Below are 22,182 nucleotides of genomic sequence, written 5' to 3'. Positions count from 1 at the left end.
CTGTCTGGATTGACGTGTCTTTTTTGCCGTTTAGACAGCCTTCATGCGCGCTACGTTATCGCGAACTACAGCTTGGAAGTCTCCACCTGAGGAAGCAAAGACCTTACGCTGGCGCTGGTATTCGGCACCGGATTCAATGAGACGAATGATGCCCTGCAGTTCCTCGGAGCAGCCTAACTGTTCTGCAACAGGGGCAAGTCGTTTGACCTCATCACGCAAGTGATCAGTGACCAGCATTTCGTCGCCTTGAGCGTTCAAGATGATAATGGCATCTAATCCATAACGGGCAGCACGCCACTTGTTTTCAACACGGAACCAGGCCGGCATCACTGGAATCTTGTAACCAGCTTCGATAGACATTGACATGTCGTGGACCAGGCACTGGGTCAATGCGGTAATCGCAGCGATGTCCTCTAGGGAACTGAGACCATCACAAATGCGCATCTCTACGGTGCCCAAGCGCGGAACCGGGCGGACATCCCAACGAATTTCCGAGACATCATCAATCACCCCGGTGTGCATCATGTCTGCCACGTGTGCTTCGTATTCGGACCAGGAGCCAAAATGGAAGGGAATACCAGCAGCTGGCAGCTGCTGGAACATCAACGAGCGTTGCGAGGCATAACCGGTGTCTTCGCCACCCCAGTAAGGGCTTGAAGCGCTTAGCGCCTGAAAGTGTGGTTGGTAGTTGATCAGTCCATCGGTGATCGGTAGCGCTTTGTCGCGGCTATCCAAGCCAACGTGAACATGCACACCGTAGATCACCATTTGGCGACCCCACCACTGGGTGCGGTCAATCAGCTTTGCGTAACGGTCTTTATCGGTTACCGGCTGCAGAGTCGGCGCCGCAAATGGGTGGGACCCTGCTGAGTAAAGGTCTACTCCATGATCACCGGCGACATCGTTGAGCATGCGCACATTGCTACGCAGTTCATCCGCAGCACTGGCAACGGTATTGTGCACTCCAGTGACAACTTCAACGGTATTCATAAGTAGTTCAGGTTTTACCGTTGGATGCTCATCCTCGTGGCCAAGGCCTGCGTCATCCTTGAGTTGATCAAGTACTTTTTCAGCAACAGAGCACAAGTCCGCACTTTCGCGATTGACCAAAGCGATTTCCCATTCAACGCCAATGGTGGACTGGGGCGACTGGGCGAACTCGATTTTTTGCACTGGGCTCCTAGTGATGACGTCTCGGACGGAGGGCTCCGGAGCCGAACAAACAGCGGATGAAGACGCACCGAATACGATGTTTCTCCATCCCTATTCTATATATGAGAAAACTGCGGTGGGGATACTGAACTAATAGGAGGTGTATCACCATAGATTAGTGAGGGGAAACCTCAAATGCCACACGTTTTTCTCCAATACGGGCCAACATCAAAGTGGCTCGATTCTTGGCACTCTTTGGAACACCGGCCAGCAAGATTTTTCGGAGTTCTTCTGGAGTCGCATCGACTCCACGTTTCTTGATGTCGAGAGTACCGATGCCATTGGCCTTGACCCAGCTACGAAGCTTTTTCACGTTGTAATCATGAACCGCTAGGACCTTGTACCCACGGGCGAAGGGCGTTGAGATTTGCTCAGCGTGAGTAAAGTACGCGATGTGCTCATCTAATAAATGTCCACCAGTGGATTCCAAGAGCGTAGAAATCAGGTGTGAGCGGATGACCGCTCCATCAGGTTCATAGATATGCGCTTCGAGTTCTCCCACCGCCGCTGCGGGGTCATCTTTTGCACTCTGTGGACTAGTGAGTTCGTGTGCGCCATCCTTATCGATAACCAGCGCGGCCCGAACTACATCCTGGCGCTTGAGTTTGCCAAACCATAGACATGCTTCAATGACTGATCCATGATCCGAAATCCACACGGACTCCGCATTATCTGGAATAGCTTCATGGGGCAGACCCGGGCCGAGCTTAACGCCAACATCGAGCCCTGAATCCACTAGCTTCTCTACAAAAGACAGGGGAGGGGAGAAGGCCTCTGGATCAAAGAGCCGGCGCGTGCTTCCTGAGACATCGGTGCGTCGTGCTGGATCAAGCCAGACACCATCTACTCCGGTGAGATCGGTTTCTTCCGCACCCCCATGAACCACAGTCGCGTTCTCAAAGGGCATGAGGTTCAGGGTGGTGGCTGCCGCGGTGGTCTCATCCTTCTCTACCGCGGTGACCTGCAGGCCGGCACTGGCCAGCGCAATGGAGTCTGTGCCGATACCGCAGCCGAGGTCTGCCACGTGTGTCGCGCCGGCCTTAGTGAAGCGCTGAGCATGTAGCCCTGCAATAGTTAAACGGGTGGCTTGTTCTAGACCTGCCGGAGTGAAGACTAGGGAGTCGGCGAAAGGTCCAAACTTCACTCGCGCCTTATAACGAAGCTCTGATTGCGCAATGACGGCACGGACTACCTGAGGGTCGTGACCTTCTTTGCGGAGTTTTTCGTTCAGCGTCCACGCTGCATCTTTGGAAGAAACCATGGATGGGTCAATGGTGGAAAGCAATTGCCAGCCCTCAGTGGATAAGAGGGCAGCGAATTGTTCGTTGAGCGTTGAGTCGTTAGAAGCCTGAGCCATGATTCAAGCCTATCGTTGATCGAATACGCGAGTGATCGCTCAAGGTTTCGAAGTAGGCCCAATGGTGTGACCTATGTGACAGAATTGCGTCATATTCAAATTCTTTTGATCGCTATGAATATTGGCATTGCTGGAACTTGCAGTGTCTCATCGAAGGCGGGGTGGTGCCCGGGCGGTGAAAAACTCTGAAACGACGCCACTACTAGAGTTAGCAATGCTATTTCATGGAATGTCATTTGTTTAGAAAGCGTAACCCTTTCCGAAACTCTTCAAAACCTTATAGCGGGGATAAGTGCCCCTGTTCTAGGGTCTGCCGCTAGATTTTTTCGCTCGCGTAGCCGTCGTACTTGCCCTGCCAAAGGCAGGTTGAAACCGTCAAGGAAAACTGAAGTGACGCAGGTCGCATTTGAGTGGACTTTCGTGTTCCATGGCACCTGTGAAGAAATCTATGCAGCGAACGACAATGACGTCGAGCGATCAATCCGTCGCGGGAAAACAGATAACAAGCGAAGCCTCTGAAGCGACCCGAAATCAGCTCAAACGTGGCATGAGTAGCCGCCACCTGCAGATGATTGCCATCGGCGGATCCATTGGAACCGGGTTGTTTGTGGCCTCGGGTGGAACCATCGCGCAGGCAGGCCCGGGCGGTGCCTTGGTGGCCTATGCCGCAGTTGGACTCATGGTTTATCTATTGATGCAATCATTGGGGGAGATGACGGCCAAAATTCCCGTGGCTGGGTCTTTCCAAACTTTCGCCACCCGCTTTGTCTCTCCGTCCTTCGGGTTTGCCATTGGCTGGAACTATTGGTTCAACTGGGCGATCACCGTCGCTGCGGAACTGGTGGCTGCGGGCATTGTCATGAGTTTCTGGCTACCCGATGTCCCCGGCTGGGTCTGGGCAGGGCTCTTTCTTGCAGCGTTGACCGCTTTGAATGCACTTTCCGCCAAGGCTTTTGGCGAAGGTGAATTCTGGTTGGCGCTCATCAAGGTCGTCACCGTGATTGCCTTCCTGGCTGCTGGGGTGCTGATGATCTTCGGCGTCTTAGGATCTCAAAGTGACCCACTAGCCAACTGGAAGGAAGGCAAGGATGTCTTCCATGGTGGTTGGCTATCGATTATCTCTGTTTTCATGATTGCCGGCTTCTCATTCCAGGGCACCGAGTTGGTTGGTGTGGCTGCCGGAGAAGCTAAAGACCCGCGCCGCGAAGTTCCCAAAGCGATCCGCCGAGTCTTCTGGCGCATCATGCTCTTCTATATCGGTGCCATCTTCATCATTGGCTGCTTAATTCCGTTCACCGACCCAAGCTTACTGGCCAGTGGCGAAGCCGATGTGGCCTCCTCACCATTCACCCTGGTCTTTGAACGAGCTGGTATCGCCTTTGCGGCGGCTGCCATGAATGCAGTTATCCTCACGGCAATTCTTTCTGCCGGTAACTCGGGGCTCTACGCCTCAACCCGCATGCTTTACTCGATGGCCCATGATGGCAAGGCGCCCAAGATCTTCGGGAAGACCAATTCCCGTGGTGTTCCGGTCATGGCTTTGTTGGCCACCGCTGCCGTAGGGCTTTTCGGTTTCCTTACCGCCCTGGTGGGTCAGGGCGCCGCCTACACTTGGCTGCTTAATGTTTCTGGCTTATGCGGCTTTATCGTTTGGGTGGGTATCGCTGCCTCGCACTATCGCTTCCGTCGTGGCTACCTGGCCCAGGGCTACAGCGTTAAAGACTTGCCCTACCGAGCCCCGTTCTTCCCATTGGGTCCCATCGTGGCGTTCGTAATGCTGATCGCTGTTATTGTTGGGCAGAACTATCAGGCAGTCCTCGCAGGGCATGCTCTAGAAGTCCTCTCTGCCTACATTGGGTTGCCGCTGTTCCTAGGCTTATGGTTGGTGCACCGAATGATCACCAAATCCAAGATGGTCAAATATTCCGAGATGGATCTGAGCGCTCCAGAAGATATTGAAGAGTCGGCTGCTGTGCGCTCTGCGCGAACCGGTATGACGAACTAAGGGCTTTGATTAGCACTCGCCTTGACCGAGTGCTAAAGCTCGTCCTAAAGTCAGTGTTGGAAGTTCTGTAGCCTTTGGGCTGTAGAACCACCGCCTGACTGGATACCACCAACTGGCACCGCGACGACGGTTGGTCCAATGCCATAGGGCGCACCCCTACCACCATTGGTTCATACACGAAAAGGAGAGACCATGTCTGTCTCCATCAAGCCGCTCGAAGACCGCATTGTCATCAAGCAGGTCGAAGCCGTAACCACCACCGCTTCGGGCCTGGTTATCCCAGACTCCGCTAAGGAAAAGCCACAGGAAGGCACCGTTGTTGCAGTAGGCCCAGGCCGCATCGACGACAAGGGCAACCGCGTTCCTGTAGACGTTGCTGAAGGCGACGTAGTTCTGTACTCGAAGTACGGCGGAACCGAGGTCAAGGTCGGCAACGAAGAGTACCTAGTACTCTCGGCTCGCGACGTACTGGCAGTCGTCGTAAAGTAACGCCAACCTCGCTAACTTTTCAGGAGAAAATGCATGGCTAAGCAGCTAGCATTCAACGAGGAAGCGCGACGCGCACTCGAAGCGGGCATCGATAAGCTCGCTAACACGGTGAAGGTCACCCTCGGCCCACGCGGCCGTAACGTGGTGCTTGCCAAGACCTGGGGCGCCCCGACCATCACCAACGACGGTGTCACCATTGCGCGTGATATCGATCTGGAAGATCCATACGAAAACCTTGGCGCACAGCTGGCCAAGGAAGTAGCCACCAAGACCAATGACGTAGCAGGCGACGGCACCACCACCGCCACCGTGCTCGCTCAGGCTCTGGTCAAGGAAGGCCTGAAGAACGTTGCCGCTGGCGCAGCCCCAGGCGATGTTCGCAAGGGCATCGAACTGGCCACCGAGGTTGTTTCCGAGGCACTGGCCGCGAACGCAGTGGAGGTTGCCGACAAGGTCGCCAACGTTGCAGCAATCTCGGCTCAGTCGGATGAAATTGGTGAACTGCTGGCCGAGGCCTTCAAGACCGTGGGCACCGACGGTGTCATCACCATTGAAGAGTCCTCGACCACCGCTACCGAACTGGTAGTGACCGAGGGTATGCAGTTCGACAAGGGCTACCTCTCGCCACAGTTCATCACCGATCAGGAGCGCCAGGAAGTTGTCCTGGAAGACGCCCTGATCCTGATCAACCCTTCCAAGATCTCCACCGTGGCAGAATTCCTGCCACTGTTGGAAAAGGTTCTTGAAGCCAAGAAGCCACTGCTGATCATTGCCGAGGATGTAGAGGGCGAAGCCCTGTCCACCCTGGTGGTCAACAAGCTGCGTGGCCTGCTGAACGTGGTTGCCGTCAAGGCTCCAGGCTTCGGCGACCGCCGCAAGGCTATGATGCAGGACCTGGCTATCCTTACCGGTGCTCAGGTAGTCTCCCCAGAACTAGGCCTTGCCCTGGATCAGGTAGGCACCGAGGTACTTGGTTCGGCACGTCGCGTCACCATCACCAAGGATTCCACCACCATCGTTGATGGCGCTGGAACCGATGAGGATGTTGCAGAGCGCATAGCCCAGCTGAAGGCTGAGCTGAACCGCACCGATTCGGAGTGGGACCGCGAGAAGCTCTCCGAGCGTCTGGCCAAGCTTGCTGGTGGCATTGGTGTCATCAAGGTGGGCGCCTCCACCGAAGTTGAGCTCAAGGAACGCAAGCACCGCATCGAGGACGCTGTGTCCTCCACCCGTGCGGCACTTGAAGAAGGCATCGTTGCCGGTGGCGGTACCGCCCTGGTTGATGCGCTGAGCTCACTGGACTCTGACGCACGCGTTGCAGGTCTGGAAGGCGACGTTGCAGCAGGTGTGGCCATTGTGCGCCGCGCACTGGTGCAGCCACTGTTCTGGATCGCTACCAACGCCGGCTTTGACGGCGCGGTAGTTGCATCCAAGGTGGCAGAGTCCCCAGCTAATGAGGGCTTCAACGCCAAGTCCGGTGTTTACGAGAACCTGCTGCACGCAGGTGTCATCGACCCGGTCAAGGTCACCCGTTCGGCACTGCGCAACGCAGCGTCGATCGCAGCCCTGGTGCTGACCACCGAAACCTTGGTAGCCGAAAAGGCTGACGAGGAAGCGGAAGAAGCACACAGCCACTAAGCCGCTGTAAAGGCTTTGAAGCCGCCGCCGGACCAAGAGTGATCTTGGGCCAGCGGCGGCTTCTTCGTGAACTACCGCTCAGAGTGTTTCGATATTGCCTAGGAAGTTTGTGAAGTTGCCTTTAGGTCAAGTGTCATCCATCTGTTTTGTCAGCAACAACTAGAGTTTTTCTTCCTAATCCGGATGAGAGGCATCGTCCCGTCTTCCGGCGGCAACGGCATCACCACCAAGGTGCTGAGCCTTGCAAGACATTATGCAAGTTTTCGAAATCCATTATTCAAGTACTTAGGTCGACCCAGTGTGAATTAGGTGCAATCGGGCGACGTGGATTGTGGCCTATTTAGAACGGATGACCACAGGGCAAGATCTATCGGCGAATTGGCGGTCTACGTTTTCAAATCTTTGGCGCCACCTCTGAGTGGGAAGGTGTATGACGGCGATGCTTCGAAGGTTAAGTGATCGACGCGACAACTTAGTCATTTTTATACAACCATATGGCTTGTGAGATGGTCATATTATGTTTTTCAGGTACGCTAAACATGCGTTATTGTACAGCGCATTGTTTGTGTAGGTGAAAATATGAGAATCAAAACTTATGCAACGGCTTTACTGGTGGGTGTATTGGCCGTACTTCCATTGTCGCCAGCTGGAGCCGCAGATACACCAACGGCGCCACGTCGGCTGTAAAGCCTGTGGTGATTAACGTCGACGAAATCGGGACGAAAGGGGTATGGGAGTTCCCCTCGGCGTCAACAAATCCGATAAATGGTGATTCGTCGGTGGCCACACCGGCTCTGCTTGGACCCATGGATAGCATCAATTGCAACATATCCCACAACTCGAATTGGAACATCACCTCGTACTCAGCCAGAATTTTTAGCTCATTTGGTGGCGGTAAAATAAACCTCAAGTGCGGGAATACGGCTGCTGGTTATGTCCATATCAAACAGCGGCATGCGTCAGAGTGGGCCAAGAGGATTGCGTCGGTCGGTGGGCTGGGGCGTTGGGACGACTTCATGAGCTATGCGACGAAGAGCGCGCTGAACAACCCTTCGCTAATTCGTCACGCTGGTGCAGGCAAGCTTTGCTACAGCACTCCAATTGTGTTGACCAACTCATCGCGTACAAAAAAGGTAACTTTTAGCCCTACTGTCGTCGTATCTCAGACAACCAAGACCTTGATCACCTCCTACCCCACGGGAGCGCCCAATTGTCGTTAGAAGAGTCGCTATGAAAAGAACATTATTTATCGTGCCTCAGTGGGTCGATATTGTTCCGGTGATTGATCCGGATAATCCGCAGTACTTTACTGGTGATCCACTGCCAATGATCCCGCACGACATTGAACTCAGGCTTCGTAGCTGGAACCAGCGATTCATCGATAACTTTGATGAGGTTTCAGGATGGAAACACAACGGTATGGGCTCGACACATCGAATTGAGGCTGAAGAATTGCAGCAAGCACTCAAGGATGCCGTAGGTGATGAATTCGAGGTAGAGATAGACGGGTCGTTCTGGTAAAGACCAGGGTTTAGGTAGAGCCGGGCAAGATATTTTCGGTCTTGCCCGGCTCTCCGTTCCATCTTGAATTGTTAGAGTCATGCTAAATCGCAGGTTGAGAGACTGGCTTTGGTGGCGCGTCGAAAATTACTGATCTTGTTCGCGTCGAAACACAGATATTCATGCGCAAGTCAGTGCAATACAGTCCATGAATTTAATTGAAGCATGAGGATTGCTGACTATTAGTCTGTGAACGCTTCTCAGGCACTCTTGATAAGATCGCTGGTTGTCTGACGTGTCAAGGATCTGTAACGCGGAGGACCCGCCCGAGTTCCCGACGGAAGCTTTACCTGTGACTCCCACCCTCAATCAGCCTCGAAAAAGCACTGACAGTGCCAACTTCCGGGTCGACCTGCAGGGACTTCGAGCCCTCGCAGTGCTGTTGGTGATGTGCTACCACATCTGGTTCTCCAAGGTTTCCGGGGGAGTGGACATCTTCTTGATGCTCTCCGCATTCTTCCTCACCTCTTCCACCGCACGGCGTATTTCTCGTGGTGAACGTCCACCACTGATCACCGGATGGTTACATCGCTTCTCCCGGCTCATACCCCAAGCTGCAGTAGTCATTATTAGCGTCGTGATCGCCGCATGGGTCCTCTTACCCAGCAACCGTTGGCTTGAGCTAATCGATCAGTCCACGGCCTCACTGTTCTACAAACAGAACTGGTATCTGGCCAATCATCAGGTCGACTACTACGACTTCAACACCTCATCGGCGTCACCCCTCCAACACTTCTGGTCCCTCTCCGTTCAAGGTCAGATCTTCATTCTTTGGCCTGTGGTGCTCGCCGTCAGTGCCCTGGTGTGGAAGCTATTCTTCAAGCGCATTAGTTTTGCTTGGGTGGCCTCAGCCTTCTTTGCAGTCATCTTTGCCTGCTCGCTAGTTTTCTCCATCAACATCACCGCTGATGATCAGCAGGTCGCCTACTTCCATACCGGCGCACGACTGTGGGAATTTGCCCTTGGCTCGTTACTTGCCTTGGCTTTGCCGTGGATTTCTACCCTGCCAGAGAAGTTCCGGCGCATCGCTGGTTGGGCCGGAATGGTCACCATTATTGGTAGTGGCGCGGTCTTGGACGTCCAAGGACAGTTCCCTGGCTACATGGCACTGATCCCTACCGTCGCTGCAGCCTTGATCATTTCTGCTCCGGCACGCCGCGCTTGGGCTAACCCCTCGGGAGTCTTGTCGCTGAAACCATTGGTGAAGCTCGGCGACCTGTCCTACGGTATGTACTTATGGCACTGGCCAATGTTGGTCTTCTATCTTGAGCTCACCAAAAAGGAACATGCATCATTCCTTGCTGGATCTCTACTCATTGCGGCAGCGATCTTCGCCTCGTGGTGCACCACCAAGTTCATTGAGAAACCTGTCATTGCGTGGCAACAGAATTTTGGATTCCCCCGTTGGATGCCACAGGCCGGTTTGAAAGCCATCAGCCAAATCGCAGTGGTCGCCATTGGCCTGGGAATCGCGAGCCTGTCGGTGACCGCTTGGGAAAATAATGTGGAGCACCGACGTGCGTTGGCAGCCTCACAAACTGTCACCGATAACCCCGGAGCAACCGTCAGTGATGATTGGGATCCTTCGCCTGCAGCGCTGACCCTACCGCTGGGCACGGAGCTCGAAGACGAATGGCAAATGCCCGGCAACTCTTGTGCCGGATCGAATGATCCGCAGGACGAGCGGATCATGTTCTGTGAGCAGGGCGGGAACTTTGATGGTTCCCCGGACTTGGTCATGCTCGGCGATTCGCATATGCAGCATTGGTCTTCAGCGGCCGCTGCAGCTATTGAAGAATCTGGTGGTAGTTGGATCCTCGTGTACCATCCGGGCTGCCGATACGGCTACACCGTTGACGCCGAAAAGCCCGAATGTGCTGATTTCCAAGAAGCAGCCGAAGAGTACGTCACCAACCTAGCGCCCAAGATGGTGCTGACGAACGCCAGTAAAACGGTGGCGGATCCGGATGAATACCTGCGTAGCCCGGGGGAGCAGGAAGTCATGGTGGATAACTATGCGCAGGCGATTCAGCCGTTCCTAGATGAGGGTAGCCAGGTGATCGCAATGCGTGACACCCCGCGCTTCACCTATTCCATTCCCGAATGCGTTGACTCGAACGCCAATAATCTTCAAGCGTGTGATGCTCCCGCGCACGAGCTGTTGGCACAGGTTAACCCGGTTCAAGAATTCCTGGCAGACCACGATTACGGGAACCAAGTGGTGTCATTAGACATGACGGGCTTGCTCTGCCCACAAGGGGTCTGCAAAGCTGTGATCGGTAATGTATCGGTGTACCTAGATGACACACATCTATCAAAGACGTTTGTGCTCAGTGCAAAGCGTCAGTTCGCCGATGCATTTAGAGAGGCCACTGGCTGGAAATAAGTCCCGCTGGAGACCTGGTGTGGCATGAGCTTGGACACAGTGTCCCGCAAGGGAATAACTGCAAGGCCAAAAGGGCTCTACCATTTAATCAACCTCCGTTCTCGCCCCGAAAGGTTCCTACGTGACTGAGTTCAACCCCTTTGCATTTGAAGGACTCACCTACGACGACGTATTGCTGTTGCCTGGCCCGACGGATGTGATCCCTTCGGAAGCTGACACCACCACCCGCTTCACCAAGCGCATCAACATTCAGGTGCCAATCAGCTCGGCAGCGATGGACACTGTCACCGAGGCTCCTATGGCTATCGCACTGGCACGCCAGGGCGGCATCGGCGTGATCCACCGCAACCTTTCGATTGAAGACCAGGCCAAGCAGGTTGACCAGGTTAAGCGCAGCGAGTCGGGCATGATCACCGACCCTGTCACCGTGAACCCAGGAGCCACCTTGGCTGAATGGGATGAGCTGTGCGCTCAGTACCGTGTTTCCGGTCTGCCCGTGGTTGATGAGAACCGCAAGCTGTTGGGTATTATCACCAACCGCGACACCCGCTTTGTTCCTCGCGAACAGTACATGACCACCAAGGTCTACGAAGTCATGACCGGCATGCCGCTGGTGACCGCCCAGGAGGGCGTCGCTCGGGATAAGGTCATCGAACTATTGTCCAAGAACCGTATCGAGAAGCTCCCGCTGATTGATGACGAGGGCAAGCTGACCGGCCTGATCACCGTAAAAGACTTCGACAAGGCTGAGCAGTACCCATTGGCCACCAAGGACGACGAAGGCCGTCTGCGCGTAGCGGCAGCCGTTGGCTTCTTCGGCGAAGGCTACGAGCGCGCCATGACCCTGATCGACGCTGGCGTCGATGCACTGGTGGTTGATACCGCTAACGGTCACTCCCAGGGCGTATTGGACATGATCGCTCGCCTGAAGAAGGATCCTGCTGCTGCCCACGTAGATGTAATCGGTGGACAGGCAGCAACCTATGAGGGTGCCAAGGCCATTATTGATGCCGGTGCTGACGCGATCAAGGTTGGCGTGGGCCCAGGCTCCATCTGCACCACCCGCATCGTCGCCGGTGTAGGCGTTCCACAGGTGACCGCGATCTACGAAGCAGCTAAGGCTGCCATCCCAGCTGGCGTGCCAGTGATCGCCGATGGCGGTCTGCAGCACTCGGGCGATATCGGTAAGGCATTGGTTGCCGGCGCTGACTCGGTTATGCTCGGCTCCCTGCTGGCAGGTACCGCAGAGTCCCCAGGCGACCTGGTGTTCATGGGTGGCAAGCAGTTCAAGGCTTACCGAGGCATGGGCTCGCTGGGCGCTATGGAAACCCGTGGCAAGAACACTTCCTACTCCAAGGACCGTTACTTCCAGGCGGATGCTCCTTCCAACGAGAAGCTGATCCCAGAAGGCATCGAAGGTCAGGTTCCTTACCGTGGCCCACTGTCCGCAGTTACCCACCAGCTGGTTGGTGGCCTGCGTCAGACCATGTTCTACGTTGGCGGTCGCACCGTTCCTGAACTGAAGGCTCGCGGCAAGTTTGTTCGCATCACCGCAGCTGGTCTGAAGGAATCGCACCCACACGACATCATGATGACCGTCGAAGCACCGAACTACCGTTCGCGCTAAACGCATCTGAAAAAGTCCTGTCCGGGAATATCCTCAAGCGTTATTCCGGGACAGGACTTTTTGTCTTAAGCGCGCAACCTTCAAGCATGGCAGCCTTGTGGCTTAAGTTCGCGGAGCTTGCAGATCCACAGTGCCTAGCGCCCCGACACTTAAGTGAGACAATGGCACTGCGTTTCAGAGATGGAACGTCGTGGGATTCGGTGGCACCAAATCCTTCGTAGCCACCTCTAAATGGGGCGGAGCCCAGTGCTCCTACACTGAACTCCGTGGCTGTATGGTGAACCATTTAGAGGACTTCAATAATGAGCCTCAAGAGGGTCACGATAAGTCTCGAAACACTGGTGAGCGTTTGGACTTTCGTGGCCTTTAGCTTGCAGTCGCGAGTCTTGGGGCACTTCTTGCGCTTCTTCATGGATCATCACCTACCATTCCGCTCGCGCGACGAGCGCGATACCCATGAGCTGAGCCTCGCAAGGGTGGCTCATGGATGACGCGCCCACTGACGGCTGGGGGAACGGAAGGAGTCAGCAATACCGGAAGCTAAGGCCGATTGCTGCCTGTGAACAGAGCAAGCGTGGTGCAAAAGCTGCCACAGCAACTACCACGAGTTCTGAATATCGATATCCGCTAGCGCTAAGAAGTCTTCTTTACGACTAGCCAGAGACCCGCGCCAAGGCAGGTTCCCAACGTATTGGCCACGACGTCCGTGAGGGTGGCATAGCGGTTGGGTAGGAAAAAGAACTGTCCAAGTTCAATGAGGGCAGAAGTGGCAAACCCCAGCACGCAAGCAAACCAAAAGCGGTGTAGTGCGAAGCTCAAAATGAGCCCTAATGGCATGAAGAAAATGATGTTGGCTGCGAACTCGACAAATTCGTAATTTACAAACGCTGGGATTCCATGAGCGTGGAGCCAACTCAATGCCGACGCTAGCTGGGGCCCGGCAGCAGAATCGACCGGGACTGGCCAGAAGGCGATGGACGCCATGGCCAGCGCATAAACCAACGGTAGCAACCAAAACCCACGAGACCGGCGGCGAAACAAAGTTCTCAGTGAATTCCTTAGCGACTGGTATCGGTCGAGGTTACGCGGGGCTCTCTGCAATGGCTCCGCTCCTTCGTTAAATTCTAATGGGCGCTTGCTGGGCATCGACCCGACGGTTTAGTCGCTCAGAGAATAGTATTCCAAGGATCGCTAAGACGAGAACAAAGACCGGGAAAATCCACAGCCCCACCCACTGGGAGACAATGCCGAACAGTGGTGGCATCAGCGTCGAACCAAGGTAGGCAGAAGCCATCTGAATGCCAATAATTGCTTGCGAGTTGTTGCGTCCAAAGTTGGTCGGTGTTGAGTGAATGATCGCTGGGTAGATTGGTGCAGCACCTAACCCGGCAATAGCTAGCCCGGTAAGCGCCACAGCATTAGTTTCCAATGGCAACAAGATCATGATGCCAGCGACCCCAACCAGGATGAAACCGCCGCGGATGAGATTCCTGTCGCCAATACGGTCGGCAACGATTCCAGCAAGGAATCGTCCAAGGGTGATGCCTATAAGGAAGAAGGACGCAAAAGCTGCCGCGGTAGCAGCGGATACGCCACGGGCTCCCACTAGGTAGGTGGATGACCACAAGATGGAAGTGCTCTCCAAAGCGCAGTAGGCGAAGAATGTTGTCAGGATAAGTACGACGCCAGGGATCTTGAGCGCTTTGGTCAGCGGAACATGGCCGGAGGCCGGAGGTTGCGATGCAACAGCCTGGCTATCTGTATTCACCTCGGTGAGCTGGTGTTCCTTAGAACGCAGGATGTTGACCTTGCCCCAAAGTGGCAGGGTAAACAGTAGAGCTGCGGTCAAGACAGCTTGGATGATGCTCACAATGTTGTAGGCTCCTGGCCACCCCATCCCTGAGGTCAGGGCATGGCTCATGATCAAGGGGCTGATCGATGCACCTACACCCCAGAAGCTGTGTAGCCAGTTCATATGGCGCGCCGCATAGTGCAGGGCGACATAGTTGTTCAGGGCTGCATCGACCGCGCCAGCGCCCACACCGTATGGGATCGCCCATAGACAGAGCATCCAAAACTGGTCAGAGAATGCGAAGCCAAATAACGCGGTGGCGGTCAGTCCGACGCTGATTGCCGTGACCAATCCTGCGCCGAATCGTCGAGTCAGGCGCTCGGAAGCCAGACTGGAGAGGATGGTTCCGATGGCAATGATCATCGTGATAATCCCGGCGAAGGATTGCGGGACATCTAAGTCTTTATGCATGACCGGCCAGCCGGCCCCAACTAGTGAGTCCGGTAATCCGAGGCTGATGAAGGCAATATAAATGATGGTCAAGAGGATTGAGTACATAAAGTGCTGGCGTCCTTCACGGAACCTCGAAGATGATGGGAATCGTCACCGTCTGGACGATCTCTCCAAGTATATGTACGAACGTACTCAAATGTCGTGTATATTTTCTGGCATGACTGAGAAATATTTTGAAGGTGACCCGAGAAGCAACCGAGAAAGAATGCTCGCAGGGGATCTTTATATTTCGGATGATCCTGAAAATGCCAGACTCCAACAACGGGGAGTCCAGCTAACTGATGCCTACCACCGTGCCGTCGTTGCTGCAGATCCACAGGCACGCGAAATCCTCAAAGAGCTTGTTGGAACCTTAGGCGAAGAAGCACACGTCAACTCCCCGCTCTTCGTGGATTACGGCGAAAACCTACACATTGGCGCGCGAACCTTCATCAATTTCAACCTCACCGCCTTAGACGTTGCCACTATCACTATCGGTGAGGACTGCCAGATTGGACCGAACGTTCAACTGCTAACCCCCACCCACCCCATAGATCCACAGCCTCGACGTGACAAATTAGAAGCCGCCCAGCCGATCATTATTGGAGACAATGTCTGGCTCGGCGGTGGCGTGATTGTGTGCCCTGGCGTGAGTATCGGTGAGAACTCTGTGATCGGTGCCGGTGCTGTTGTCACCAAAGACATTCCAGCTAATGTCATTGCTGTCGGTAATCCAGCCCGGGTTATCAGGACAATTGGATAAGTAGATGTCCACTCAACATCCGCCCACCGGATCGCGACTCGGGCGTCGTAATGATCCCGAACGCCGAGACAAAATTATCGATGCCTGCCTGAAAGTCATTGCACAGTCCGGAGTGACCGGCACTTCACATCGAAAAGTTGCGGCTCAGGCAGGTGTCCCACTTGGTGCCATGACGTACTACTTTGACGGCATGCAAGACCTCTTGCACAGTGCGTTTACCAGCCTGGCAATCCGAGTGAGCGGTGAATTCGAACGTTCCATGGCTACGGCGACTGACAAACAATCAGCGTGTGAAAAAGTTTTCGAAAGGATTCTTCAAGCAAGTAGCGGTGATGACGATGAGCTAATCCTGTCTCATGAGCTCTACACCCTAGCCACGCGTGACACCACTTTTCGTTCCATCACTAGCGAATGGATGAGACGCAGTCGTATTGCGCTAGAGCTTCACTTTGATCCACTGACCGCCCGCTTACTGGACGCGATGATTGAAGGAGTCACCATCCATCGGGCGCTTGATTCAGAACCGCGTGATCCACAGGAAATTAGGGCTGCGATTGCCCGTATCACGGGAAATCCAAGCTTTGATTCTTAGTGAGCTAGTTCGACCCAGAATCTAACTATTCTAGCGTCGGTACATGGCCAGGGATTCTATTGATTCAAATCAGAGTGAGGGGAAGGATGGGCTCTGCAGGTTTCGGACGGGTCGCACTTTGTAGGTTTGTTACCAGCCAACTATGCGACACCCTCCTGCCTGGTTCGACTACGTGACCAACCCCTTGATCTCGGGATCAGCTCTTCCAGCTCTGAAGATCTTCTTTCTGCTGCAACAGCTCGGGCTCATCGCCGAAGAACTCGATGAGAATGTCTAATGCCTCCAACGCGCGAACGCGCCCGGCTTCATCGATCTGACCAGTAAGTCGAAGCAAGGTGAACGCGGCCGCAACGATGAATGTCGCGTCCTCGTACCATTCCTCTGCCGATGGGGTTTTGCCCCATTCGCCCGATATGGGGGCTTCGGTGATTTCCAGAACATCCGCCACAGTAGAACCGCTGTTTAGCTCATTGCGGTATTCGGCAGCCTCTTGAAGGGTATCCCAGCCCTCGTCGGAACCGAACGGGGCAAACTCGCAGGATTCGTCTTCGTAGAATGTCGCGGTAAAGTGGCGCGTGAAATTCTTGTGGGCTTGTGGCAGTTCTTCTTCGTTCATCATTCTCTCCGAAATGGTTCAGGCGGAACGCAAAGCGTTCACTGACATGGAACTAAGACTAGTCGAGCCCTGGCAGTCCTCAATTTCAGGCGACGTTGTGACAACTCCTACCAAGGGCTGTGACCGGTTAAGTTGAGAGGGAGTTAGCGTACTAGCCATCGACATTCTCCGTGGTCTCCCGGTTACTCACCTAGAACGTGAACCGAACAATGCCGGGATTGTGCCTACCTTGCACGAAGCGACCGACGAAGCGTTGTCCGAGTATAAGGTGCAGGATGACCGATAGAGAAGTAAGGGCAAATCTGTCGGTACGGCCGAACAGGCAGACATATACCTCCTCGGAGTATTCGCACATTCGAGCGATGCGTCGATTTCCAAAACGTTCTGTTATGAGCGCCGGGGTGAACATATGGAATATTTGCCTGATATTTATCACGATGTATAGAGACCAGAGAGTCTGTCGCTCCCGCGTAGAATAAGGCGCAGACAGCACCGACCGGCGCGGAAACATATTGACTGAGCGCGATCGCGAATAAAGGACATTATTTTGGGCCAGCCAGCCAACCTGAAAAAGCAAGCACGCGAACGCATGGCGCGCACGGGGGAGAGCTACACCACCGCGCGTAAGAACATCCTCACTGGCAAGCCGGAAAGCCCCAAGGCGGCTCGTGCCGCTGCCGCTCGCGACTATGCCAAGGAAGCTCGCGAAGCCAAGGCCAAGGGCAAAGCCGCCAAGCCAGCGCCCGTTGCTGCTCCAGCCCCTCAAGATGAGCTGCCGGAGTACCCGGCGCCCGAAGATGTCATCCAATACGATGCGGCACTCTGGCACCGCGTTCTAGTTCAGGCAGGCGTGACCAACCCTGTTACCGGCGCTCCGTTGAGCCAGGCGCTACTGGCAGGTCTTGCTGGTGGCATCGGCTTCATGGTTTTCACGTTTGAATATGAAGAAACAACTACCGCCACCTTGGTCACCCGTGCGCACCCGGAGCCATACACACAAAACCTGCTGGCTCGCTGCGGTGCCAAAATCAACGAACGCACCACGGGCTCTGCGCAGAAGGCAGTCGAATACATGGATGCGGCGTTAGATGCTGGTCGCGCCGTTGTTGTCCGGGTCGCTATCAACGCACTGCCGTGGATTGATGGTAACGAGGTAGACGAAGCCGAAACGATTGATCTTGCGGTCGTTGGTGACCATGAAGATGATCTGCTGGTAGATGACGGTTCGGGAGTGCTGAATGTTATCAGCCCCGCAGACCTGGCTTTCGCCCGCGCCAAGCGCAAGAAGGAAAAGCACTGGCAAGCATGGGTGCCATCTACGCGCTCGCCGAAGGTGGAAGTTCTCGTTGCCAATACATTAGAAGCCATTGAAGAAACTACCTCCCGTCTTCTTGGAACTCGTGAACTATCAGGGATTCCGGCCCACTTCGCCAAGAACTTTGGAATCGCTGGTATGCGTACCTTCGCAGAACGCTTGCGTGATACGACCACCAAAACTGGGTGGACTCGCATGTTTGCCGAACCTGCACGGTTGGCTGGTGGCATGAATCAGCTTTCCGGATTCCTCACCGACACTCGTTTTGGTGGGGAGGGCGCGCTACGCGGACTCTACGCAGAATTCCTTGATGAAGTTTCGGGCCTGCCCGGCCTCTCAGCGCTAGGTGAGCATAGTGCAGATTACGTGAAGCTAGCCCAGCAGTGGGATGACTTTGCAGAACTGGTTGATCCAGAGGTCACCGTTGATGAGCGTAGCGCAATGTTTGCTCGAATGGCAGATGCGATTGAGCGAATTGCCCAGGCTGAAGAGAAGGCTGCAGCTGCGTTGGCAGACACCGTTAAATCCTTGGCTACGCAGGCTTAGGTCACTCAAGTTCAGACTCTTCAAACCCTGCCTCATGATGTGTAAGAACATCATGAGGCAGGGTTTTACGTCACGCCCGGTGCCACTAGCTCCATGAAAATCAGGAAATCGCCTCAGACTTGGTAACCTAGTTAGGTGAGTAACGAGATTGAGATCGGCCGCGGCAAGCGGGCACATAAGGCATATTCCCTGGACGACGTAGCGATCGTACCGAATCGCCGTACTCGTGATCCGAAGGACGTTTCGGTATCCTGGCAGATCGACGCATTCCAGTTTGAAACCCCTATCCTGGGCGCACCAATGGACTCAGTGACTTCACCAGCCACTGCCATTGCCCTCGGTAAGCTTGGCGGTTTAGGTGTACTAAACCTCGAAGGTCTGTGGACCCGTTATGAGAACCCAGAAACCGTCTTGGCTGAAATCGCTGGTCTGAAGTCGGAAGCTGCTACGCGAAATGATCCCAAGATCACCGCTAAGCTGCAGGAACTTTACTCGGCACCAATCCAGCCAGAACTAATTACCTCGCGCATTTCTGAGATTCGCGATTCCGGTGTTGTGGTTGCTGGTTCGTTGACTCCGCAGCGCACCCAGGAGCACTACAAGACCGTAGTGGCTGCTGGCGTTGATATCTTTGTCATTCGTGGCACCACTGTTTCGGCCGAGCACGTCTCGAAGACCACCGAACCATTGAACCTCAAGCAGTTCATCTATGAACTCGACGTCCCGGTGATCGTGGGTGGCGCGGCTGGTTACACCCCAGCAATGCACCTGATGCGCACCGGTGCTGCCGGTGTTCTGGTGGGCTTCGGCGGCGGTGCTTCCTCGACGACTCGTCGTACTCTCGGCATCCACGCACCAATGGCCACCGCTATTGCAGACGTTTCAGCTGCACGCCGTGACTACATTGAAGAATCTGGTGGACGCTACGTTCACGTCATCGCCGATGGCGGAATGGGCAACTCCGGTGACATCGTCAAGGCCATCGCTATGGGCGCCGACGCTGTCATGCTTGGCACCGCACTAGCACGTGCCGAAGAAGCTCCGGGCGCCGGATACCACTGGGGCATGGAAGCAGTACATGAAGCTAGCCCACGTGGTGATCGCGCCGAGGTTGGCACCGTTGGTTCCTTGGAAAAGGTCCTCTACGGTCCATCGCATGAAACCAACGGCACCTCGAACCTTGTCGGTGCCCTGCGCCGTTCGATGGCAACCACCGGTTACTCGAACCTGAAGGAATTCCAGCGTGTAGACGTTGTACTGTCTCCATACGAGTCTGACCGTTTTAGAGCCTAAACAAGCTACTGATTTTAGCGTCAAGGCCTGCTCTTCCATTTTCCGTGGAGGAGCAGGCCTTTTCCGTACATGTCGTATGGCAACGGCCGTTCAGAGTCAATTATGCGCAACTAAGAAGATTCACTCTCCTCACACCACGGAATCGTAATGAAAGAAAGTATTGCGAGAGTAAGTGGATTGCTTGTGAAATAAAAGCCATTTGTTTTGACTAAGTATCCATAAGTGCGTCACGTCAGTGCTAGGCTGATGCTTCCAAAGAAGTGCTGCTGGACTAGAAATTGAGAATGATCTTGGTGGAACTGCTGGCGCAACTTCACCTGAAATCGCTGACGGCGCTCAATGTCGACGAGGCAATTAAGGGCTCGAATGCTATGCGCGTTTTTGTTCCGAGAGGAATTGCTGGATTCAGGCGTGCGGCAAAGAAGGCGTTGCTCGCAAGAGTTACTAGATATTAGAACAGAGGCTATAGATGTCACTATCGGCTACAACGAAATCGCCCAACAAGAGAACGGGGCTACTCATTTCTGTCGTGGTCTTGGCAGTAACAGTCATTGCTGGCGCTCTGTACCTATCAGGAGGGGCTAGGGCGTAATCAAACGAGTAACTTGCAGGACTTTCTCGCGGGTAGTGAGTCCCTTAGCCCGCAAGAAAACACTAAAGAATTGTGTTCAACTGACCAATGTGTTGAAGAATGGTCGACTTCAAATGGAAACTTCCTCCAATTTGAATCTCAAGGTGCCGCTGAGCAGTTCGCAACCTATCTTGGAGACGACGGGCGACGCTGGAGAAATATTGTGCTCGACATGAGTGGCAAGGAACTGAGCTTTGAGCAGAAGAAAGAAGTCATTGACACCCTATTTGCTAGTCACGACTGGTCTTAAGCGGTTTGTGTAATGTGGCTAGGATCTGACAATGGAATCGGTCAGATTCTAGCCACTCGTGTATTACGGCGCAGGGCTTTGCGAAGCCTTTTGCATCAAAGAATATGCTAGGTCCCAACGACTGGGGTTCATGGATGGTTCCCCTCTCGATGAAAGTTGCCTGCTAGGCCAATCTCACCCCTCACCATTTCGAGTTCTACGGCAAATAGAAGTACGGTTAAGGGGTGTTTAAAACCGCTCTGAAGCTTAAGTGGATCGGCGCCCTCCTCGCGGCGCTCGCCATCGCCACCGGATTTGTTGCCCTCTCCGGATGGCAGTTTGGTGCCTCTGAGAGTGAACCCATCGTCAAGGTTGATAAGACCGAGAAGCCGGTGGAGCTGACAAAACACCAAGACATCGGCACCGAACTTCTTGGTACTAAAGCGGACCAAATCGTCACCTTTACCGGTGAATTCGTTCCCGGGACAGACCAGCTCATCGCTGACCGAATCGAAGACGGCAATAAGGGCGTCTGGGTCATCAGCGAGTTCAAGGTTGAGGGTGCCAAACAAGACGCTGGCATTGCTGTCGTCCGAGGCTGGCAGCCAGAAGAAACCACGCCATCTGCAGCACCCACGGGTGAACTGCAAATCACCGGACGATTGCTACCTAGCGAGGGACCTGAAAACGAACACGACTTACGTAGTAAAACTCTTCCCACGATTGCATCAGCACAGTTGGCAAATATCTGGGATTCAGTACTGTACGACGGCTTCATCTCGGCTCACGAAATCAAAACTGTCAAGGGTGAGAGTGTCCAACAGCCTGGTATCGACATGATCTATGTTGGACCGCAGCCACAGGAAGCTCAGATCAACTGGCTCAACGTCTTTTACGGAATTGAATGGGTCGTCTTTGCAGGCTTCGCGATCTTCCTTTGGTACCGAATGGTGAAAGACGATTATCAGCGGGATCTGGATGAGGTTGCCGAGCGCGCCGCCCAAGCCCGCCAAGCAGGACCCGAGCAAACCCCACCGGGAAACAGCAACAACTAGCATCACGCACACCGACCTCTTTCATGACTCGGAAGGAATCACCAGCCATGTCCAGCACCGCTCCCGCACCAAAGCCTCGGAAATTTGGTGGCACACCAGCGCAGATCCGCGGCGCCGCAAAGTTCTATAAGGTCTTTGCCTACATTACCGGTGTGATGCTGTTGCTACTGGTGGTTGAGATGATCTTCAAATACTTCTGGTCACTCGAGCTCTTTGTCGGTGGCACTCTTGTCGATGACACCGCTAACTCTGTGGGCCTATTCAACCGTGCAGAAATCACCGGGGGAGCGAACCTCTCCTTGGGCATACTCATTGCGCATGGCTGGTTGTACGTGGTTTACCTCTTCGCCGACTTCCGCCTATGGTCGCTGATGCGTTGGCCATTCATGCGCTTCGTGACCATCGCTTTGGGTGGTGTGGTTCCATTCCTGTCCTTCTACACCGAGTCCAAGGTGCATGCAGAAGTAGACCGCGAATTGGCCGCCCATCCGAAGGCCGCCAAGCGGTACTAGCCGGGTCATAAAAATACTGCCAGCGGGCGAACCAAAACTCTTGGTTCGCCCGCTGTTTGCTTCATTGCCCTG

The 22,182-nt window shown here is 54.4% G+C and carries 20 protein-coding genes; 15 read left to right on the top strand and 5 right to left on the bottom strand.

All coding sequences use genetic code 11. The features are described 5' to 3' along the window. Positions 1 to 30: 30 nt before the first annotated feature. Both QMQ05_RS11320 and QMQ05_RS11315 read right to left on the bottom strand, forming a co-directional pair. A complete protein-coding gene (locus QMQ05_RS11320) occupies positions 31 to 1,173 on the bottom strand; it encodes a glutamate--cysteine ligase (protein WP_345470119.1) in 1,143 nt (380 codons plus the stop codon). 154 nt (positions 1,174 to 1,327) lie between these two features. Further along, positions 1,328 to 2,569 carry a THUMP-like domain-containing protein gene (locus tag QMQ05_RS11315; RefSeq protein ID WP_345470118.1) on the bottom strand — a complete coding sequence of 414 codons (1,242 nt, stop codon included), beginning with the start codon at positions 2,567 to 2,569 and terminating at the stop codon, positions 1,328 to 1,330. Positions 2,570 to 3,116: 547 nt separating this feature from the next. Between QMQ05_RS11315 and QMQ05_RS11310 the strand changes: the two genes are divergently transcribed. The 7 genes from QMQ05_RS11310 to QMQ05_RS11280 all read left to right on the top strand — a co-directional run bounded on the left by QMQ05_RS11310 (position 3,117) and on the right by QMQ05_RS11280 (position 12,765). Beyond that, a complete protein-coding gene (locus tag QMQ05_RS11310; protein ID WP_345470117.1) occupies positions 3,117 to 4,574 on the top strand; it encodes an amino acid permease in 1,458 nt (485 codons plus the stop codon). Between the two features lie 192 nt (positions 4,575 to 4,766). Next, positions 4,767 to 5,063, top strand: coding sequence for a co-chaperone GroES (groES, locus tag QMQ05_RS11305; protein ID WP_022874060.1), 297 nt, complete (start codon positions 4,767 to 4,769; stop codon positions 5,061 to 5,063). 33 nt (positions 5,064 to 5,096) lie between these two features. Further along, complete coding sequence (groL, locus tag QMQ05_RS11300) at positions 5,097 to 6,701, top strand: chaperonin GroEL (protein WP_345470115.1); 1,605 nt, start codon at positions 5,097 to 5,099, stop codon at positions 6,699 to 6,701. A gap of 1,230 nt (positions 6,702 to 7,931) precedes the next feature. After that, positions 7,932 to 8,222 carry a hypothetical protein gene (locus tag QMQ05_RS11295; protein WP_141686249.1) on the top strand — a complete coding sequence of 97 codons (291 nt, stop codon included), beginning with the start codon at positions 7,932 to 7,934 and terminating at the stop codon, positions 8,220 to 8,222. A gap of 331 nt (positions 8,223 to 8,553) precedes the next feature. Beyond that, positions 8,554 to 10,647 (top strand): acyltransferase family protein, encoded by a 2,094-nt coding sequence (locus QMQ05_RS11290; RefSeq protein WP_345470112.1) that lies wholly within the window; start codon positions 8,554 to 8,556, stop codon positions 10,645 to 10,647. Between the two features lie 121 nt (positions 10,648 to 10,768). Next, positions 10,769 to 12,274 carry an IMP dehydrogenase gene (gene guaB, locus QMQ05_RS11285; protein WP_345470110.1) on the top strand — a complete coding sequence of 502 codons (1,506 nt, stop codon included), beginning with the start codon at positions 10,769 to 10,771 and terminating at the stop codon, positions 12,272 to 12,274. Positions 12,275 to 12,576: 302 nt separating this feature from the next. Further along, positions 12,577 to 12,765, top strand: a complete 189-nt coding sequence (locus QMQ05_RS11280; protein ID WP_345470108.1) for a hypothetical protein — start codon at positions 12,577 to 12,579, stop codon at positions 12,763 to 12,765. 142 nt (positions 12,766 to 12,907) lie between these two features. On the opposite strand, the gene QMQ05_RS11275 is transcribed toward QMQ05_RS11280, so the two are convergent. Continuing rightward, positions 12,908 to 13,258 carry a VanZ family protein gene (locus tag QMQ05_RS11275; RefSeq protein WP_345470107.1) on the bottom strand — a complete coding sequence of 117 codons (351 nt, stop codon included), beginning with the start codon at positions 13,256 to 13,258 and terminating at the stop codon, positions 12,908 to 12,910. A 133-nt stretch (positions 13,259 to 13,391) separates the two neighbouring features. Then, positions 13,392 to 14,624 carry an MFS transporter gene (locus tag QMQ05_RS11270; RefSeq protein WP_345470103.1) on the bottom strand — a complete coding sequence of 411 codons (1,233 nt, stop codon included), beginning with the start codon at positions 14,622 to 14,624 and terminating at the stop codon, positions 13,392 to 13,394. A 112-nt stretch (positions 14,625 to 14,736) separates the two neighbouring features. Between QMQ05_RS11270 and QMQ05_RS11265 the strand changes: the two genes are divergently transcribed. Further along, on the top strand, positions 14,737 to 15,321 hold the full coding sequence (locus QMQ05_RS11265; RefSeq protein ID WP_345470101.1) for a sugar O-acetyltransferase: 585 nt from the start codon (positions 14,737 to 14,739) through the stop codon (positions 15,319 to 15,321). A 4-nt stretch (positions 15,322 to 15,325) separates the two neighbouring features. After that, positions 15,326 to 15,913: a TetR/AcrR family transcriptional regulator gene (locus QMQ05_RS11260; protein WP_345470099.1), complete on the top strand. Its 588-nt coding sequence runs from the start codon at positions 15,326 to 15,328 to the stop codon at positions 15,911 to 15,913. 196 nt (positions 15,914 to 16,109) lie between these two features. Here the strand turns inward: QMQ05_RS11260 and QMQ05_RS11255 are convergent, their stop codons facing one another. Next, positions 16,110 to 16,532: a hypothetical protein gene (locus QMQ05_RS11255; RefSeq protein WP_345470097.1), complete on the bottom strand. Its 423-nt coding sequence runs from the start codon at positions 16,530 to 16,532 to the stop codon at positions 16,110 to 16,112. A 544-nt stretch (positions 16,533 to 17,076) separates the two neighbouring features. On the opposite strand from QMQ05_RS11255, the gene QMQ05_RS11250 reads away from it, so the two are divergent. The 6 genes from QMQ05_RS11250 to QMQ05_RS11225 all read left to right on the top strand — a co-directional run bounded on the left by QMQ05_RS11250 (position 17,077) and on the right by QMQ05_RS11225 (position 22,110). After that, positions 17,077 to 18,390 carry a BtrH N-terminal domain-containing protein gene (locus tag QMQ05_RS11250; RefSeq protein WP_345470095.1) on the top strand — a complete coding sequence of 438 codons (1,314 nt, stop codon included), beginning with the start codon at positions 17,077 to 17,079 and terminating at the stop codon, positions 18,388 to 18,390. A 135-nt stretch (positions 18,391 to 18,525) separates the two neighbouring features. Next, positions 18,526 to 19,683: a GuaB3 family IMP dehydrogenase-related protein gene (locus QMQ05_RS11245; protein WP_334123565.1), complete on the top strand. Its 1,158-nt coding sequence runs from the start codon at positions 18,526 to 18,528 to the stop codon at positions 19,681 to 19,683. A 284-nt stretch (positions 19,684 to 19,967) separates the two neighbouring features. Continuing rightward, positions 19,968 to 20,138, top strand: a complete 171-nt coding sequence (locus tag QMQ05_RS11240) for a hypothetical protein (RefSeq protein WP_345470094.1) — start codon at positions 19,968 to 19,970, stop codon at positions 20,136 to 20,138. A gap of 150 nt (positions 20,139 to 20,288) precedes the next feature. Beyond that, the gene (locus tag QMQ05_RS11235; RefSeq protein ID WP_345470092.1) at positions 20,289 to 20,564 is read left to right on the top strand and encodes a hypothetical protein; all 276 of its coding nucleotides are present in this window, start codon (positions 20,289 to 20,291) and stop codon (positions 20,562 to 20,564) included. Between the two features lie 224 nt (positions 20,565 to 20,788). After that, positions 20,789 to 21,598, top strand: coding sequence for an SURF1 family cytochrome oxidase biogenesis protein (locus tag QMQ05_RS11230; RefSeq protein ID WP_345470090.1), 810 nt, complete (start codon positions 20,789 to 20,791; stop codon positions 21,596 to 21,598). A gap of 47 nt (positions 21,599 to 21,645) precedes the next feature. Beyond that, positions 21,646 to 22,110 (top strand): DUF3817 domain-containing protein, encoded by a 465-nt coding sequence (locus QMQ05_RS11225; protein ID WP_345470088.1) that lies wholly within the window; start codon positions 21,646 to 21,648, stop codon positions 22,108 to 22,110. Positions 22,111 to 22,182: the final 72 nt, after the last annotated feature.

Source organism: Glutamicibacter sp. B1 (assembly GCF_039602135.1).
In the GTDB taxonomy this organism is placed as follows: Bacteria; Actinomycetota; Actinomycetes; order Actinomycetales; family Micrococcaceae; genus Glutamicibacter; species Glutamicibacter ectropisis.
This window is presented reverse-complemented; position numbering and strand designations above follow the sequence as displayed.

Bases quoted from the DNA above. Each gene is read 5' to 3' on its own strand.
- QMQ05_RS11310 (WP_345470117.1), top strand. From the start codon at position 3,117: ATGAGTAGCCGCCACCTGCAGATGATTGCCATCGGCGGATCCATTGGA.
- QMQ05_RS11270 (WP_345470103.1), bottom strand. From the start codon at position 14,624: ATGTACTCAATCCTCTTGACCATCATTTATATTGCCTTCATCAGCCTC.
- QMQ05_RS11295 (WP_141686249.1), top strand. From the start codon at position 7,932: ATGAAAAGAACATTATTTATCGTGCCTCAGTGGGTCGATATTGTTCCG.
- QMQ05_RS11315 (WP_345470118.1), bottom strand. From the start codon at position 2,569: ATGGCTCAGGCTTCTAACGACTCAACGCTCAACGAACAATTCGCTGCC.
- QMQ05_RS11275 (WP_345470107.1), bottom strand. From the start codon at position 13,258: ATGGCGTCCATCGCCTTCTGGCCAGTCCCGGTCGATTCTGCTGCCGGG.
- groL (WP_345470115.1), top strand. From the start codon at position 5,097: ATGGCTAAGCAGCTAGCATTCAACGAGGAAGCGCGACGCGCACTCGAA.
- QMQ05_RS11255 (WP_345470097.1), bottom strand. From the start codon at position 16,532: ATGATGAACGAAGAAGAACTGCCACAAGCCCACAAGAATTTCACGCGC.
- QMQ05_RS11265 (WP_345470101.1), top strand. From the start codon at position 14,737: ATGACTGAGAAATATTTTGAAGGTGACCCGAGAAGCAACCGAGAAAGA.
- QMQ05_RS11260 (WP_345470099.1), top strand. From the start codon at position 15,326: ATGTCCACTCAACATCCGCCCACCGGATCGCGACTCGGGCGTCGTAAT.
- QMQ05_RS11280 (WP_345470108.1), top strand. From the start codon at position 12,577: ATGAGCCTCAAGAGGGTCACGATAAGTCTCGAAACACTGGTGAGCGTT.
- QMQ05_RS11225 (WP_345470088.1), top strand. From the start codon at position 21,646: ATGTCCAGCACCGCTCCCGCACCAAAGCCTCGGAAATTTGGTGGCACA.
- groES (WP_022874060.1), top strand. From the start codon at position 4,767: ATGTCTGTCTCCATCAAGCCGCTCGAAGACCGCATTGTCATCAAGCAG.
- QMQ05_RS11240 (WP_345470094.1), top strand. From the start codon at position 19,968: ATGATCTTGGTGGAACTGCTGGCGCAACTTCACCTGAAATCGCTGACG.